Origin of the sequence: Lysinibacillus sp. UBA5990 (assembly GCF_002429815.1) — a bacterium.
In the GTDB taxonomy this organism is placed as follows: domain Bacteria; phylum Bacillota; class Bacilli; order Bacillales_A; family Planococcaceae; genus Lysinibacillus; species Lysinibacillus fusiformis.
On record NZ_DJAY01000007.1, the window covers coordinates 83,820 to 101,380 of the forward strand.

At 40.1% G+C, this 17,561-nt stretch carries 12 protein-coding genes and 1 riboswitch; all 12 genes read left to right on the top strand.

The genetic code is table 11. The features are described 5' to 3' along the window. Position 1 precedes the first annotated feature (1 nt). The 12 genes from B3D94_RS04675 to icmF all read left to right on the top strand — a co-directional run bounded on the left by B3D94_RS04675 (position 2) and on the right by icmF (position 17,235). Positions 2–1,669: an acyl-CoA dehydrogenase family protein gene (locus B3D94_RS04675; RefSeq protein ID WP_069479964.1), complete on the top strand. Its 1,668-nt coding sequence runs from the start codon at positions 2–4 to the stop codon at positions 1,667–1,669. 59 nt (positions 1,670–1,728) lie between these two features. After that, positions 1,729–1,911, top strand: a riboswitch (cobalamin riboswitch). Positions 1,912–2,055: 144 nt separating this feature from the next. Continuing rightward, complete coding sequence (locus tag B3D94_RS04680) at positions 2,056–3,027, top strand: ABC transporter substrate-binding protein (protein WP_069479965.1); 972 nt, start codon at positions 2,056–2,058, stop codon at positions 3,025–3,027. Further along, on the top strand, positions 3,024–4,025 hold the full coding sequence (locus tag B3D94_RS04685; protein ID WP_069479966.1) for a FecCD family ABC transporter permease: 1,002 nt from the start codon (positions 3,024–3,026) through the stop codon (positions 4,023–4,025). The genes B3D94_RS04680 and B3D94_RS04685 overlap by 4 nt, the downstream gene beginning before the upstream one ends. Beyond that, a complete protein-coding gene (locus B3D94_RS04690) occupies positions 4,022–5,482 on the top strand; it encodes an adenosylcobinamide amidohydrolase (protein WP_069479967.1) in 1,461 nt (486 codons plus the stop codon). The genes B3D94_RS04685 and B3D94_RS04690 overlap by 4 nt, the downstream gene beginning before the upstream one ends. 12 nt (positions 5,483–5,494) lie before the next feature. After that, entirely contained in the window at positions 5,495–6,058 is a 564-nt protein-coding gene (locus tag B3D94_RS04695; protein WP_069479968.1) for a cob(I)yrinic acid a,c-diamide adenosyltransferase, read from the top strand. A gap of 235 nt (positions 6,059–6,293) precedes the next feature. Further along, a complete protein-coding gene (locus B3D94_RS04700; protein ID WP_069479969.1) occupies positions 6,294–8,513 on the top strand; it encodes a heterodisulfide reductase-related iron-sulfur binding cluster in 2,220 nt (739 codons plus the stop codon). Positions 8,514–8,710: 197 nt separating this feature from the next. Further along, positions 8,711–9,916, top strand: coding sequence for an acetyl-CoA C-acetyltransferase (locus B3D94_RS04705; protein WP_069479970.1), 1,206 nt, complete (start codon positions 8,711–8,713; stop codon positions 9,914–9,916). Next, positions 9,916–10,767 carry a 3-hydroxybutyryl-CoA dehydrogenase gene (locus tag B3D94_RS04710; RefSeq protein ID WP_069479971.1) on the top strand — a complete coding sequence of 284 codons (852 nt, stop codon included), beginning with the start codon at positions 9,916–9,918 and terminating at the stop codon, positions 10,765–10,767. The genes B3D94_RS04705 and B3D94_RS04710 overlap by 1 nt, the downstream gene beginning before the upstream one ends. 59 nt (positions 10,768–10,826) lie before the next feature. Continuing rightward, a complete protein-coding gene (locus B3D94_RS04715) occupies positions 10,827–11,963 on the top strand; it encodes an acyl-CoA dehydrogenase (protein WP_069479972.1) in 1,137 nt (378 codons plus the stop codon). Positions 11,964–12,121: 158 nt separating this feature from the next. Next, positions 12,122–13,258 (top strand): acyl-CoA dehydrogenase, encoded by a 1,137-nt coding sequence (locus B3D94_RS04720; protein WP_193830876.1) that lies wholly within the window; start codon positions 12,122–12,124, stop codon positions 13,256–13,258. Positions 13,259–13,261: 3 nt separating this feature from the next. Further along, positions 13,262–13,894, top strand: coding sequence for a TetR/AcrR family transcriptional regulator (locus B3D94_RS04725; protein WP_069483234.1), 633 nt, complete (start codon positions 13,262–13,264; stop codon positions 13,892–13,894). Positions 13,895–13,986: 92 nt separating this feature from the next. Then, a complete protein-coding gene (icmF, locus tag B3D94_RS04730) occupies positions 13,987–17,235 on the top strand; it encodes a fused isobutyryl-CoA mutase/GTPase IcmF (protein WP_291755247.1) in 3,249 nt (1,082 codons plus the stop codon). Positions 17,236–17,561 lie beyond the last annotated feature (326 nt).

Below are 17,561 nucleotides of genomic sequence, written 5' to 3' on the forward strand. Positions count from 1 at the left end.
CATGAAAGTTTTACAACAGGAAATAGCAGGCACAAGTAATTTCTTTACAGATGATGATACGCTTCAAAAAGTGTTGGAAATGATGCTGGATAAAGAATTTTCATCTTATGCCCATCGAGAATTGACGGACTTTGGTGAGCTTTGTGCGGGTGCTATAGATGTGAGGGCGAAACATACTGATCGACAAGGGGAGCCTCGCCTTCAAAGGTATAATGCCTATGGCGAAGAGGTTTCAGAGGTATGGGTCAATGACGGCTACAAAAAAACAATCGAGGAGACATATAATACGGGGATTGTTGGCTATGTGCATAAAGATATTCCCCAACTAGGTCACAAAGGGAATTATGTCTATAGTTTTGCACAAGGTTATTTACTGTCACATGCGGAGCCCGGTTTTTATTGCCCTGTGACGTTAACGATGGCCACTGCCTATTTATTAGACCATTATGCAGAGGAAGAAGTTAAGCAGCGCTTCTTACCGCATGTTTGTGCAACAGGCGATATGGAGCTATATGAGGGAGCGACTTTTTTAACAGAGCGACAAGGAGGCTCGGATGTTGGTGCGAATGTAGTAGAAGCAAAACTTGTGGGGAATGAATACCACCTCTATGGTGAAAAGTATTTTGCCTCCAATGCAGGGATGTGTGGGGTTGCAATGGTATTGGCACGAATAGAGGGTGCACAAGCAGGCTCTAAAGGATTAACTCTATTTGCAGTTCCGTGGCGTAATGAAGATGGATCGGCTAACCATCTTCGTATTCGACGACTAAAAGATAAATTAGGTGTGAAAGCCGTTCCATCTGGTGAGGTTGAGTTTGATGGAGCACTCGCGTATGTAGTTGGTGATCAAAACAAAGGGATTTATTATATGCTGGAGGCGCTTAATTTATCAAGAATTTGTAATGCTGTGGCATCCATTGGTATTATGCGCCGTGGCTTCTTAGAGGCAAAGCACTATGTGTCAAATCGATATGCCTTTGGTAAACCTTTAACACAGTATCCTATGATCCAGGATACATTGGGTAAATATGCCGCTAAGCTGCACGTAGAAGTAGCCACGATTTTTGATCTTATTCAGTTATACGATAAAGTGACAAGTGGTCAGGGAACAGAACAAGATATCATAATGAACCGTTTATATATTGCCATTATGAAAAAGGAAACGGCAGAGCAGGCGGTCCATTATGCAAGTGAAGCAATTGAGCTACATGGCGGGAATGGCTATATTGAGGACTTTGTAACACCACGCTTACTGAGAGATGCGCAAGTGTTGACGGTATGGGAGGGTACGGCTAATATACTAGCTTTGGAGCTTATTCGCTTAGTGGATAAATACAGGGCACATGAATTGTTTGTTCAAGAGATGAGCGAGCGATTAGAAGTATTAACAGACCATTCATTAGTGAAAATCGTTCAAGAGCAATTAACTAAACTATCGGCAACCTTACAAGTTTTTAGTGCGCTCGATGAAGCAACAAAAACGTTTGAAGCAAAGGATGTTGCCAAAAAAATGGCTCAATTATATGAAAGTATCATAGCAGTTGAGTGGGCACAAAAATTTGGTGGGAAATATGAAAAACTAGCAGATGTTTATTTAGAGCAGACTTGGTCATTACGAACAATTGGTGCTCCGATGAAAACCGTACAGTATTTTGCTGAAATTGTCTAACAACCTTTGGAGTCGCCTTGATATAGAGGCGACTTTTTTTAATTTCATGTATAATAAAATCAACTGAATAGTATAAAGGTTCTTTACTTATGTAAAGTGAAAAGGGAAATCGGTGTAACTCCGATGCGGTCCCGCCACTGTAAGTGTGAGTTTTTTCAAATGATGCCACTGAAGCTTTCGGGAAGGCTTGGAAAAATGTAATGAGCACAAGCCAGGAGACCTGCCTTTATAGCATAGACATGACAGCCTACGAGGATAGGATGGTGGATTTTGTATCAGTTTTTTGGTGCGATTTTGACCCCTCATCATTCGAAGATGAGGGGTCTTATTTTGATGGAAGAATATTTCTAACACCTGAACGCACAAATCAACGAAGGAGGATTCACATGAAGAAATTTTGGAAAATAGGGGTATCAGCATTTTTAACGATAGGGTTGCTAGCAGCTTGTGGACAAGAGGCAAAAAAAGACAATTCCACACCTACAAAAGAACAAACACAACAAGAAACATCTAAGGCGGAAGAAGCAACATTCCCTATGACTATAACGGATGCTATTGGGAAGGATATTACACTAGAGGCTCCTCCTGAGAAAATAGTGTCACTTATTCCAAGTAATACAGAAATATTGTTTGGCCTAGGTTTAAAGGATGAAATAGTAGGGGTTACAGACAACGACGATTATCCACCAGAGGTAGCTGAAAAGGATAAGGTTGGTGGCATGGAGTACAATATTGAACAAATTATTGCCTTAAAGCCAGATATTGTTTTTGCACATGAATCTAGCATGTCTCTTTCGGAATCAGCCATAGCACAGCTTGAATCGGCGGGCGTGAAAGTATTTGTTGTAAAAAATGCCCAAGATTTTAATGAAACCTATACAACGATTGAACAGCTTGGGCGTGCCACAGGGAAATTACCAGAAGCTGAAAAAATCATTGCTGACATGAAAGCGAAAGTGGAAGAGGTGCAGGCGAAAGTGAAAGACGTTGAACCTAAGAACGTTTTTGTAGAAGCCTCTGATGAACCTAATATTTATACAGCTGGACAAGGCACATTTATGAACGCAATGCTGGAGATGATCCATGCAAAAAATGTAGCAGCAGACGGTGATAATTGGTATGAAATTGGTGCAGAACAAATTATCACAAAAAATCCAGATGTCATCGTGGTGACATATAGTTATGTACCTGATATTTTAACAAAAATACCGAAGCGTGCTGGTTTCGATACAATAAATGCAGTGAAAAATAATGCTATTGTGCAAGTAGATGAAAGCACAACAAGCCGTCAGGGACCACGTTTAGCGGATGGCCTTGAGGAATTAGCAAAAGCTATCTACCCTGAGGTATTTAAGTGAAAAAAGTAGCAACAGCCTATGTATTAACATGTACGCTTCTTATCATTAGCATCTGGTGTGGCGTCGCTATAGGCTCTGTTCATATTCCGATAGAAGTGCTGTGGAATCAGTCAGTTGATGAAACAGCTGCCAATATCTTTTGGAAAATTCGCCTGCCCCGTGTTCTTTTAGCGGGGCTAGTAGGAGCTTCTCTCGCCATTGCGGGAGCGGCTTTCCAAGGCTTGCTTAAAAATCCATTAGCAGATCCATATACATTAGGTATTTCATCTGGTGCTTCTGTCGGCGCAGTTATGACAATCTTTTTTAGTATTTCTATACCTGTTGTAGGCTTGTATGCCTTACCTACCTTTAGCATGATAGGCGCGATCATTACAATGGTGATAGTGATGAGCTTTGCTAGAGTAGTGGACCGTTCTTTAAAGATGGAAACACTGATTTTAACAGGTGTTATCTTTAGTTCATTTTTAGGATCGTTAATCTCGTTAATGATTGCTTTATCGGGAGAGGAACTGCGCCAAGTAATCGGCTGGCTACTCGGTTCTGTTTCTATGCGTGGCTGGCCGTATGTTCAAATGATTATCCCATTTGTCATTGTTGGTTCCCTTATGCTGTGGACACAGAGACGTGAGCTTAATGTTTTGTTATATGGGGAAGAAAGAGCGAAGCATTTAGGTGTCAATGTAAAGCGAAGTAAGTATTTGATTTTAGTAGGTGGCTCCATGCTAACTGGAGCAGCAGTTGCTGTTTCAGGCACAATTGGCTTTGTAGGGTTAGTTGTACCACATATGACAAGAATGATTTGGGGTTCTGATCACCGTCATTTACTTCCATTATCATTTTTTAATGGGGCAACATTACTTATTATTTGTGATTTAGTTGCAAGAACCATCATCTTGCCAAGGGAACTGCCCATTGGTGTCATTACTGCATTTATTGGAGCGCCTGTTTTTTCCTATATTTTTTATAAGCAACGAAGAGGCAAGGGGGTACGGGCGTGATTGTTGTTGAACATCTATCAGGTGGTTATGAAGACGTACCGATCGTCAAGGATATAAGCTTTACAGTTGAAAAAGGAAAGATTCTTGGCATTTTAGGGCCAAATGGTAGTGGGAAATCCACATTATTAAAGGTAATGAGTGGTATTCTACCAGCAGTTGAGGGCACGATTTCTATTGATGGACAAAGCATTCTTTCCTACAATGCCCGTGCTTTAGCAAAAAAAATGGCTGTTTTACCACAGCTCCATGCGAACGCTTTCTCAAACAGTGTAAGAGAGGCTATTTCGCTTGGACGTTATCCACATCAAACAGGCTTTTTTTCAAGTTGGTCTGAGCAAGATGAACAAGCAGTTCAACATGCAATGCTGCAAACAGGCATAAAACGTTATGAGCATACACCGATGGAATTCTTATCGGGTGGTGAACAGCAAAGAGTTTTTGTTGCACAGGCTCTTGCTCAAACTGCGGAAATTTTACTGCTAGATGAGCCGACAAATCATTTAGACATTGCCCATCAGCGGCAAATTTTAGATATGGTGCGGCAGGAAGCTGTGGAGTGTGGTTTAACGGTAGTGATGGTATTACATGATATGAATTTAGCCTCTCTCTATTGTGATGAATTATTGCTCATGGAAAGTGGACAAATGAGAGCTCTCGGGGCACCACATGAAGTATTAATTGCTTCTCAGATCGAAGAAATTTATCAAGCACGAGTAGCTACTTATGCTCATCCAGAAATTCCTAAACCACAAATTACGATGATGCCTGCAGCAAGCGACTATCAACAGCGAGCTGTAATAAGAAAAGAACATTTTATAATAACGGAACACTTTATTCAGCTCCAGTCAGATATTCCTTTAAAAACGGTATCCTCTGCTGTCCATAACCCTGGAATTGGATGGCATAATTGCTTGTTAAACCGCTCTGTTCCTAGTGATTATGTGATTAGTGATGTAAAGAGCGAAGTTAATGAATTTTTGCAAAGAGGCCATTTTTCTCCTACGAATACAGTTGTCATGCTGACAGCAGTGCCAACAGCTCTTGTGGCGATCAATGAATTGGCTGCACCATTTGGCAGTGTGATAGTAGCTGTTACTGCTGGTGTAGGGAATGCAGTAGATGTATCCCGTGTGCACGAAAGGCAGGATAAACCATATATTGGTACTATTAATACATGGGTAATTATTAACGGCTGTTTATCGGAGGAAGCATTTTTTCAGGCCATGATGACAGCAACAGAAGCGAAAACGAAGGCTCTGCAATCAGAAAATATTCGTGATGAACGTAGTGGAACGATTGCTACTGGTACTGCTACAGATAGTCTTTTAATTGCAGCAACTCAAAAAGGGGAAGAAATGTTATATGGTGGTCCCATTACGGAAGTTGGTAAAATGATTGCAAAGGGTGTTTTTGAAACTACGGTTCAGGCTATCAGAAATTACAAAAAACAATTTTAGGAGATGAGCGAAATGAAGCTGTACACAAAAACAGGAGATACGGGTAAAACAAGTCTTATAGGAGGACGCGTTGATAAAGATAGTTTACGTGTTGAAACGTATGGGGCTATTGACGAATTGAATTCTTTTATTGGTAAAGCTGTAAGTGAATTAGATCAAGCGCTATTCAAGGATATTTTAACGGATTTAGAAACTATTCAACATGAACTGTTCGATGCCGGTGGTGATCTAGCAAACGTGATGAAAGAACGACATTATAAGCTTACTGAACAACCAATTGAGGTGCTAGAGGCTCGTATTGATGCATTATCAGATGAAGCACCACCATTACAACGTTTTATTTTGCCAGGAGGGGCACCAGCAGCTGCAACTTTACACATTGCGCGTACAGTTGCTCGGCGAGCAGAGCGTGAAATGGTGACGCTTATGAAAGAAGTTGAAGATGTGCCAAAAGTTGTACAAAAATATTTAAATCGATTATCAGATTATTTATTTGCAGCTGCACGTGTAGTAAATGCTCGATTACATGTTGCAGATGTTGAATATATTCGCAGTGGTAATGTTTTTAAAAAATAAAATTTAGTTTTCTACAAAAAGTAAAAAATGCTACTTTGAAAAAATTCAGGGTGGCTTTTTTTCTTGTAAAATGTAAGAATATAAAATTATCAGAAATATTTCCGTTTTATGTTGACTGAATGCTCACTCATTTATTAGAATAGGAATATAATATCGAAGTGATGAACATTTCCGTATGAGCTAGCAAATTTATCACAAAGAGAGAAAAATTACGACAAACAAGGGGGGACCAACCATGAGTCCATTATTAATTGCTAACATTGTCTTAACAGTCGTGGTTGTACTTTATGCAGTAGGATTGTTCTTCTATCTGTTGAAAACACGCTATAAGTATGTGCAATTGGGGAAAAAGGTTGAGTTTGATGAAAGTGTAAAAGAACGTCTTCGCTATATTATGGTCAATGTATTTGGCCAAAATAAGCTACTAAAAGATCCAAAGAGTGGTTTAATCCATGTAATGTTTTTCTATGGATTTTTAATGGTACAGCTAGGGGCAATTGATTTAATTTGGAAAGGATTAGCACCAGGCTCACATTTACCGCTTGGTATTTTCTATGGTGTCTTTACATTCTTCCAAGAACTTGTGGTCTTAATGATTTTAGTAGCGGTTGTCTGGGCATTTTACCGCCGCTATGTTGAAAAGCTAGTACGTTTAAAACGTGGATGGAAAAACGGTCTTGTATTAATTTTCATTGGTGGCTTAATGGTATCGACGTTACTTGCTAATGGTATGGGATTAATTTGGCACGGAGAGGGATTAACCTATACGGAACCTGTAGCTTCTAGTATTGCTGCTATTTTTGGTTTCCTACCTGCGTCAGTAGCTGCTGGTGTGTTTTATGTCATGTGGTGGGCACATTTATTAATTCTTTTAACATTCCTTGTGTATGTACCACAATCTAAACATTTTCATTTAATTGTAAGTCCACTTAATGTTTACATGAATCGTTTAGACCGAACAGGAACTTTAACACCTATTGATTTTGAGGCATTAGAAAATGCTGAAAGTGAAGAAGATATGCCTTCTATTGGGGTGGGGCGCATACAGGACTTCACACAAAAACAAATGCTTGATCTCTATTCTTGTGTAGAATGTGGACGTTGTACAAACATGTGTCCAGCTACAGGGACAGGAAAAATGCTGTCTCCTATGGATTTAATCGTGAAATTACGAGATCATTTAACATTTACAGGAGCTGTTGTCACAAAGCAAAAGCCTTGGGTACCTTATCAATTCTTTGCCAGTACAAAGGGTAATCAGCTTGCGCTGGCAGCTGGTGCTGAAGGTGCAGTGATTGAAGATATCTACAGCCCTTCTTTAATTGGTGATGTGATTACAGAGGAAGAGATTTGGGCTTGTACGACTTGTCGTAACTGTGAAGATCAATGTCCAGTAATGAACGAGCATGTTGATAAAATTATTGATTTACGACGTTATTTAACAATGACAGAGGGGAAAGTAAATCCTGATGCGCAACGTGCGATGACGAATATCGAGAGACAAGGAAATCCTTGGGGATTAAACCGTAAAGAAAAAGAGAATTGGCGTGATTTAGACCCAACAATCCATATCCCAACAGTAAAAGAATTGAAAAAGTCTGGCGAGGAAATGGAATACCTTTTATGGGTTGGGTCAATGGGAGCATTTGATAACCGATCTCAAAAAATTGCATTAGCATTCTGTCGTCTATTAAACGAAGCTGGTGTGAAGTTTGCAATTTTAGGAAATAAAGAGAAGAACTCTGGGGATACGCCACGTCGTTTAGGAAATGAATTTTTATTCCAAGAGCTTGCTACAGCAAATATTGATGAGTTCGTTAAAAATGACGTGAAAAAAATTGTTACAATTGATCCTCATGCATACAATATCTTTAAAAATGAGTACCAAGATTTTGGTTGGAAAGGCGAAGTATATCATCATACTGAATTATTAAATCAGTTAATTGAAGAAAATCGTCTAGCATTAAATTACGAGGTACATGAAACAATTGTTTTCCATGATTCATGTTATTTAGGTCGTTACAATGATGTCTATGATGCACCACGAGAAATTTTGCGTGGCATTCCAGGAGTGAAGTTAGTCGAAATGGAACGTAATCGAGAATCAGCCATGTGCTGTGGTGCCGGTGGCGGTCTCATGTGGATGGAAGAGCATGTCGGCAATCGCATTAACGTAGCTCGTACAGAACAGGCTTTAGCAACCAATGCATCAGTTATTTCATCTGGCTGTCCTTACTGCTTAACAATGCTGGAGGATGGTACAAAGGCTAAAGAAGTGGAAGACTCGATTGGCACATTCGATGTAGCAGAGTTATTGGAGCGTTCAGTATTTGGGGAAAAAGTAAAGGTTGTCGACAACTCTCCTGAGGAAGTAGAAGAAACTATGGAAGAAGTTGTGATGACAGCAGAAAATACAAATCAAAACGAGAATACTGAAATAAGCGCAGAAAAATGATTGCTATTGTAGAAATATTTTAGTTATCTGAAAAATATAAATTGCACAATAAAAAATTGTTTTGTAGAATAAGATTAAATGGAAATGGGAGTTGAAATAAAAACTCCCATTTTTCATCGATAGAAGTCGAGCGAGCGTTCAGTCAATAAAATGCTTCACTACTTCATCGAGAACGTAAAACAAAAGGGGTGTTTTACTTGAATAGAGCTGTAATTTTAGCAGGAGCAAGAACAGCATTTGGTAAATTTGGTGGTTCTTTATCGGCAGTACATGCAAGTGATTTAGGTGCCATTGCAATTAAGGGCGCATTAGAGAAAGCCAATATGGGACTTGATGAAGTCGATGAGGTAATTTTAGGCTCGGTTTTACAAGGGGGACAGGGACAAATTCCTTCTCGACAAGCAGCTATAAAGGCTAATTTGCCAATAGGGGTAAAAACAGAAACGATTAATAAAGTCTGTGCGTCGGGGATGCGTGCTGTGACATTAGCAGATCAACTGATTCGTTTAGGGGACGAAGAGGTGATCGTGGCTGGTGGAATGGAGTCCATGTCTAATGCACCATATTATTTGTTAAATGGTCGAACGGGCTTACGAATGGGTGATTCAACGATGGTTGATGGCATGCTTTATGACGGTCTAACATGTGCTTTCGATCCAGTGAGACCACATATGGGCAGCTATGGTAACTCGACAGCTAAAGAATTCTCGCTAAGTCGTGAGGAACAGGATGCTTGGTCAGTTCGTAGCCATGAACGTGCACTAACGGCTATGGACAAAGGATATTTTGCGGAAGAAATCGTTCCTGTTGAGATTCCTCAACGAAAAGGTGAACCACTTGTTGTGAATACGGATGAGGCGCCAAGAGCAGGCACTTCTTTAGAAATACTGGCAAAGCTTAAACCAGCCTTTGATAAGGACGGTACCATTACTGCAGGTAATGCACCTGGTGTAAATGACGGAGCATGTGCGCTCGTAATCATGAATGAGGAACGTGCAGCACGCGAAGGTAGAGAACCATTGGCAATAATTATAGGTCATGAAGAGCTAGCGATTGAGCCAGAAAATTTCCCTCAAACACCGGGACTAGTCATTAATAAACTGCTGAAAAAGACGAATAAATCATTAGCGGATATTGATTTGTTTGAAATCAATGAAGCCTTTGCAGCGGTAGCTTTAGTGAGTAAGCAGTTAGCTGATCTAGATGCAGAAAAGGTTAATGTTAATGGTGGCGCAGTTGCTTTAGGACATCCAATAGGAGCTTCTGGCGCACGAATTATTTTAACGCTTGCTCAGGAATTAAAGCGTCGAGGCGGTGGCGTCGGCATCGCAGCCATTTGTTCAGGTGGTGGGCAAGGCGATGCAATCATGATTGAAGTACCGAAAACAGGGGGACTGAACTGATGGGAATTCAAAAGGTAATGGTCATTGGTGCAGGGCAAATGGGCTCTGGCATTGCACAAGTTTGCGCACAAGCAGGCTTTGACGTGAAATTAAACGATATAAAACAAGAGTTTTACGAGCGTGGACTAGGTGTTATAACTAAAAATTTAGCACGCGATGTAGAAAAGGGTCGTAAAACAGATGAAGAAAAGGCTGCAATTCTAGGTCGCATTACGATGTCGCTAGATTTACAGGATGCTAGTGATGTAGATATTATCATTGAGGCAGCTGTAGAAAATATGGAAGTGAAGCAATCCATTTTTAAACAGCTTGATCATATTGCACAGGCACATACTATTTTAGCTACGAATACATCTTCACTACCTATTACAGAAATTGCCGCTGTAACAAATCGACCAGAGCAAGTTATTGGCATGCACTTTATGAATCCTGTACCTGTCATGAAGCTTGTAGAAATTATCCGTGGTTTAGCCACAACTGATGAAGTGTACAAAGCGGTGGAAGAGATGACCATCAAGTTAGCGAAAACGCCAGTTGAAGTGAATGACTTCCCAGGATTTATTTCAAACCGAATTTTACTTCCGATGATCAATGAAGCAATTTATGCTTTATATGAAGGGGTAGCGTCGAAAGAAGCGATTGACGATGTCATGAAGCTTGGTATGAACCATCCAATGGGACCGTTAACATTGGCGGATTTCATTGGTTTAGATACATGTCTCTCCATTATGGAGATTTTACATGAAGGTCTAGGAGATAGTAAATATCGACCTTGTCCACTACTTCGCAAATATGTTGCAGCGGGTTGGCTAGGGAAGAAATCTGGAAGAGGCTTTTACATTTACGAATAATCCTATGGGGATGGGGTTATCGAAGTGCTACAGGACAACTTAGAGGGGTGACATAATAGATGCATTTGCAATTTACAGATGAGCAAATTATGATGCGCGATATGGTTCGTAATTTTGCTCAAGAAAAAATCCAACCATGGGTAGAACGAATGGAAGCGGGGGAGTTTCCACGTGAGCTGCTTCAGCAGATGGGTGAACTTGGTTTAATGGGTATCACAACACCTGAAGAGCTTGGAGGCTCTGGCATGGATTTTACATCGTATATTATTGCGATTCATGAATTATCAAAAGTAAGCGCTGTAATGGGAGTTATTTTATCGGTACATACCTCGGTTGGAACGAATCCAATCATTTACTTTGGGAATGAAGAACAAAAGAAACGTTATGTACCTAAACTTGCAGCCGGTGAATATTTAGGTGCCTTTTGTTTAACAGAACCAGGTGCCGGTTCAGATGCAGGCTCTCTTCAATCGAAGGCAGTCCGTGCTGGTGATGAATATGTCATTAATGGCTCCAAAGTATTTATTACTAATGGTGGGGAAGCGGATGTATATATTGTATTCGCATCAACGAATCCTGCTGAAAAAACAAGAGGCATTTCTGCCTTTATCGTGGAAAAAGGAACACCTGGTTTAATTATTGGAAAAGACGAGCATAAAATGGGCTTGCACGGCTCTCGTACTGTTCAGTTAACATTCGATAATTGCCGCATCCCAGCCGACAACCTTTTAGGGAAAGAGGGAGAAGGCTTTAAAATAGCGATGGCTAATTTAGATGTGGGACGCATTGGTATTGCTGCACAGTCTTTAGGGATAGCTGAAGCGGCACTTGAGGCAGCTACTGCTTATGCTAAAGAACGGGTTCAATTTGGCAAACCGATTGTTGCCCAACAAGGCGTTAGCTTTAAACTTGCCGACATGGCAACGGCTGTTGAATCATCGAAACTACTAGTCTACCGTGCTGCAGATTTACGTGCGAAAGGTTTACCGTGTGGCGCTGAGGCTTCAATGGCGAAAATTTTTGCATCACGAACAGCTGTCCAAACAGCAATAGAGGCTGTTCAAGTATTTGGTGGTTATGGTTATACAGAGGATTACCCAGTGGAGCGATATTTCCGCGATGCCAAGGTAACTGAAATATATGAAGGAACAAGTGAAATACAAAGACTAGTCATTAGTAAACATTTACTGAAATAAAACCTGGTGTAAGCTGATGGTTGTAGCTTATAGAAATGAATCAAACTGCTCCAAAGAGGATGGGAATCGTTCAATATAGTAAGAAAATCACTAAATAAAACCATAAATCCAGCTTAACATTACACAGAACAGAGTCTAATAAAAAGGGGAAATGGACAATGAACTTTCAGTTAACAGAAGAGCATGAGCAATTACGTGAAATGATTCGAGATTTCGCTATCAATGAAGTTGCTCCAACAGCGGCAGAACGTGATGAAAATGAAGAATTTGACCGTGCCATTTTCGATAAAATGGCGGAGCTTGGCTTAACAGGTATTCCATGGCCAGAGGAATATGGTGGAGCAGGATTTGATTATCTTGCATATGTCATTGCTGTTGAGGAATTATCACGCGTGTGTGCATCAACAGGAGTAACATTATCTGCACATACATCACTGGCAGGCTGGCCGCTGTATAAGTTCGGTACAGAAGAACAGAAACAAAAGTATCTACGTCCAATGGCTGAAGGAAAGCATATAGGTGCTTACGGTTTAACAGAACCAGGATCAGGTTCTGATGCGGGTGGCATGAAAACTTACGCAAAACTTGATGGCGATGATTATATTTTAAATGGCTCAAAAATCTTCATTACAAATGGTGGAGTAGCAGATACATATATTGTATTTGCAGTAACAGATCCTGAAGCCAAAAACGGTACATCAGCATTTATCGTTGAAGCTGGATATGAAGGTTTTTCTGTAGGTAAAAAGGAGAAGAAATTAGGGATTCGTTCATCTCCTACGACAGAAATTATTTTCGACAACTGTCGTGTTCCAAAAGAAAACTTGCTTGGAGCTGAAGGGGAAGGCTTTAAGATTGCGATGACGACACTAGATGGTGGACGAAATGGTATTGCGGCTCAAGCTGTAGGAATTGCACAAGGAGCACTTGATGCAGCAGTTGACTATGCGAAAGAACGTGTACAATTTGGTAAACCAATTACTGCAAATCAAGGTGTATCCTTTAAGCTAGCGGATATGGCCACTCAAATTGAGGCATCTCGACTTCTTACATATCAAGCGGCTTGGTTAGAATCTAATAACCTACCATATGGTAAGGCATCGGCAATGGCGAAATTAATGGCTGGCGATACGGCGATGAGTGTAACAACGGAGGCGGTTCAAGTATTTGGTGGTTACGGTTATACAAAAGATTATCCGGTAGAACGCTTTATGCGTGATGCGAAAATTACTCAAATTTATGAAGGTACGCAAGAGATTCAACGTCTAGTTATCTCGCGTATGTTAACTAAATAATTGATGGCAGAAAAAGATAAAAGGCCCCAAGTACAGTCAACTGTAAAAGATGAAAATTTAATCGCCATTCGTCGTGAGCAAATGATTCAGGGAGCTATTAAGTTATTCAAAGAAAAAGGCTACCATCGGGCCACAACGAGAGAAATCGCAAAAGCTGCAGGCTTTAGTATCGGTACTTTATATGAGTACATTCGAACAAAAGAAGATGTTCTTTACCTTGTATGTGATAGTATCTATCATCATGCAATGGAGCGACTTTCAAGTTACGAGATTAAAGCAGGGACAATCGAAGAGCTAAAGGAAATGATCCGAGAATATTTCCTGCAAATCGATAGCATGGTTGATGAGCTTACAATCATGTATCAAGAAACAAAATCATTGTCAAAAGAAGCGCAACGTTATGTCTTTAGTAAAGAGTTTGAAATGGTTGCTACGTTTGAAAGATTGCTAAAGCGCTGTGTACAATCTGGTGACATAACAATGACAGACAAGCAAATTCATTTAGCAGCTAATAATTTAGTGGTGTCTGGACAAAGTTGGGCATTCCGCAAATGGGCGTTGCATCGCCAACATTCAATTGATGAGTTTATTGACATGCAAATCACATTGTTCATTTCAGGCATAAAGGGGTTTTAATATTTCGTTAGGGGTTTGTCGGTAATTGCATAGAGCGACATTGCAATTGCCGGCTTTTTTTATTCATTAAGGGGAGAGAGTGGGGATTTCATATGACAAAGGTAGAAGTATATCGTCCAAAAAATCACGTACGTTTTGTGACAGCATCAAGTCTTTTTGATGGACATGATGCTTCGGTCAATATTATGCGACGCATTTTGCAATCGAGCGGTGTGGAAGTAATCCATTTAGGTCATAACCGTTCCGTTGAAGAAGTCGTAAATGCTGCGATACAAGAGGATGCGCAAGGTATTGCTGTTTCTTCTTATCAAGGCGGGCATATGGAATACTTTAAATATATGTATGATTTACTGCGTGAAAAAGGGGCACCACATATAAAAATATATGGCGGTGGTGGTGGTGTAATTCTACCACGTGAAATAAAAGAGCTTCATTCTTACGGCATTGCGGGAATATTTTCACCGGAAGATGGTCGCGTTTTAGGGCTTCAGGGAATGATTAATGAGCAAATTAAAGGAACAGATTTTCCTACTGCAACTGGTAGCTATTTAGAAAAATTAGAGTCTTTAACAACAGAGACTCCTGAAATTTTAGCTAATTTAATTACAGCAGCCGAGTCAAATCAGGATGAAGACACGAAAAAAATGCTGGAGGAAGCACGGAAGCGTTCTAAAGGAACACCTGTTATGGGAATTACCGGAACAGGTGGAGCGGGTAAATCTTCGTTAACGGATGAACTAATCCGCCGTTTCTTGAAAGAATTCCCAGAAAAGCGTGTAGCCATTCTGTCTGTTGATCCAACAAAGCAAAAAACGGGTGGGGCATTACTTGGAGATCGAATTCGTATGAATGCCATCTTTAATAACCGTGTTTATATGCGCAGCTTAGCTACACGAGGCTCTCGTACAGAATTAACCGCATCCATTGGGGACGTAATAGATGTAGTACGTGTAGCTGGCTATGATTTAATTATCGTTGAAACAAGTGGTATTGGGCAGGGTGATGCCGAGATTACTAAATATACCGATTTATCAATGTATGTTATGACAAGTGAGTTTGGTGCACCAACACAGCTTGAAAAGATTGATATGATTGATTTTGCGGATGTTATTGCTATTAATAAGTTTGAGCGTAAAGGTTCTGAGGATGCACTACGTCAAGTCCAAAAACAATATCAGCGCTCGCGAGAACTTTGGGATGAATCACTTGATAATATGCCGGTTTACGGTACAATCGCTAGCCAATTTAATGATAAAGGAACAAATGCTTTATTTGCGGCGTTAGTGCAAATCATTAACCAAAAAACTGGTAGCGATTGGGAAACGAGCTATGAGCAATTTGCTAAAACGCAAAAGCAAGATGTAATTATTCCAAATGATCGTCGTTATTATTTACGAGAGCTGACTGATACAGTTCGTGGCTATCATAAAAAAACAGAACAGCAGGTGGCATTTGCTCGTCGTCTATTCCAATTAGAAGGGGCTCTCGCTGCTGTTAAGGAAAAAGCACCGGATGATGCTCTTATCACATCGCTTAATTCTTTAGCAGAAGGTGTCCGAGACGAATTAACGGCAGAATCCAAGCGTATATTAGAGAATTGGCAAACTTTAAAGGAAGCGTATGCTGGGGATGAATTTGTGACGAAAGTTCGCGATAAAGAGATTCGCACAATTTTAAAGACAATAAGTCTTTCAGGTACAAAAATTCCAAAGGTTGTATTACCAAAATTTGAGGACTACGGTGAAATTTTGCGCTGGGTTTATAAAGAAAATGTGCCAGGCGAATTCCCATATACAGCGGGTGTTTTCCAATTCAAACGAGAGGGAGAAGATCCAAAGCGCCAATTTGCTGGTGAGGGGACGCCAGAGCGTACAAATAAACGCTTCCACTATTTATCGAAGGATGATGACGCGAAACGTTTATCTACAGCATTTGATTCCGTAACATTGTACGGAGAGGACCCAGATTACCGTCCAGATATATATGGTAAAGTTGGGGAATCGGGTGTATCTATCTGTACATTAGAAGATATGAAAAAACTGTATGCAGGCTTTGATTTATGTGCACCATCCACATCTGTATCTATGACTATAAATGGTCCAGCACCTATCATTTTGGCTATGTTCATGAATACAGCGATTGATCAGCAAATAAAATTACGTGAGCAAGAGTTAGGACGTACTTTGACAGTTGAAGAATTTACAGAGACACGTGAGAAAACACTACAGGTCGTACGTGGAACAGTGCAAGCGGACATCCTGAAAGAAGACCAAGGTCAAAATACATGTATTTTCTCTACAGAATTTGCCCTACGTATGATGGGCGATATTCAGCAATATTTCATTGACCATAAGGTGCGTAACTACTACTCTGTTTCAATATCTGGCTATCATATTGCGGAGGCGGGAGCAAATCCTATTTCTCAATTAGCCTTCACATTAGCAAATGGCTTTACGTATGTAGAATATTATTTAAGCCGAGGCATGAATATTAATGACTTCGCTCCTAACTTATCATTCTTCTTCTCTAATGGACTTGATCCAGAATATACAGTAATCGGACGTGTAGCTCGTCGTATTTGGGCGATTGTGATGCGCGATAAATATGGTGCAAATGAGCGTGCCCAAAAACTAAAATATCATATTCAAACTTCAGGTCGTAGTCTACATGCGCAGGAGATTGATTTTAATGATATTCGTACAACATTACAGGCTTTAATGGCCTTACAGGATAACTGTAACTCCCTGCATACTAATGCCTATGATGAGGCGATTACAACACCTACTGAGGAATCTGTACGTCGTGCAATGGCTATTCAAATGATTATTACAAAAGAGCATGGCTTAGCGAAAAATGAAAATCCACTTCAAGGTGCATTTATTGTGGAGGAGCTGACAGATCTTGTGGAAGAAGCTGTCCTCGAAGAATTTGATCGTATCAATGATCGTGGTGGCGTGTTAGGAGCGATGGAGACACAATACCAACGAGGGAAAATTCAAGAGGAATCCATGCATTATGAAATGTTAAAACATTCAGGGGAGTTACCGATTATTGGTGTTAATACTTACCTGAACCCAAACCCAGCTTCTGATGCTGATATTGATAATATGGAGATTGCTCGTGCATCGACGGAAGAGAAGGAAACTCAAATTCACAATTTACAAGATTTCTGGAAGGCCAATGAAGCTAAAAGCGAGGCAGCTATTAACCGATTACAAGAGGTAGCTGTCCATAACGGAAATATCTTTGAGGAATTAATGGAAACTGTTAAAGTAGCTAGTTTGGGACAAATTACGAAGGCTTTATATGAAGTTGGTGGACAATATCGTCGTAATATGTAAACAGAGATAGACAATCTCACTAGTTGACCGGCATTTTTTTATGTAATAAGCTTCTCTAGTTTTTAGTGTCTAGTCTTAGGATTAGGCACTTCTTTTTTTTTCGCTATAATAGAAATGTAAAAAAAAGGGGAGGCGCGGTAGAGGATGAAATCAGCTATTCACTACATAATTGTATTAGCTTTAGTATTGGGAGCCATTTTCCTGTATAATAAGCAAATTGGCGCTATTCCTTTACTACTATTATCTGTCTATTTGTTTTATCTTGGCATAAAAAAAATGCGTAATATAAAAAACAGTAATTGAAGCTAGCAAAGGGGCTAAAACTT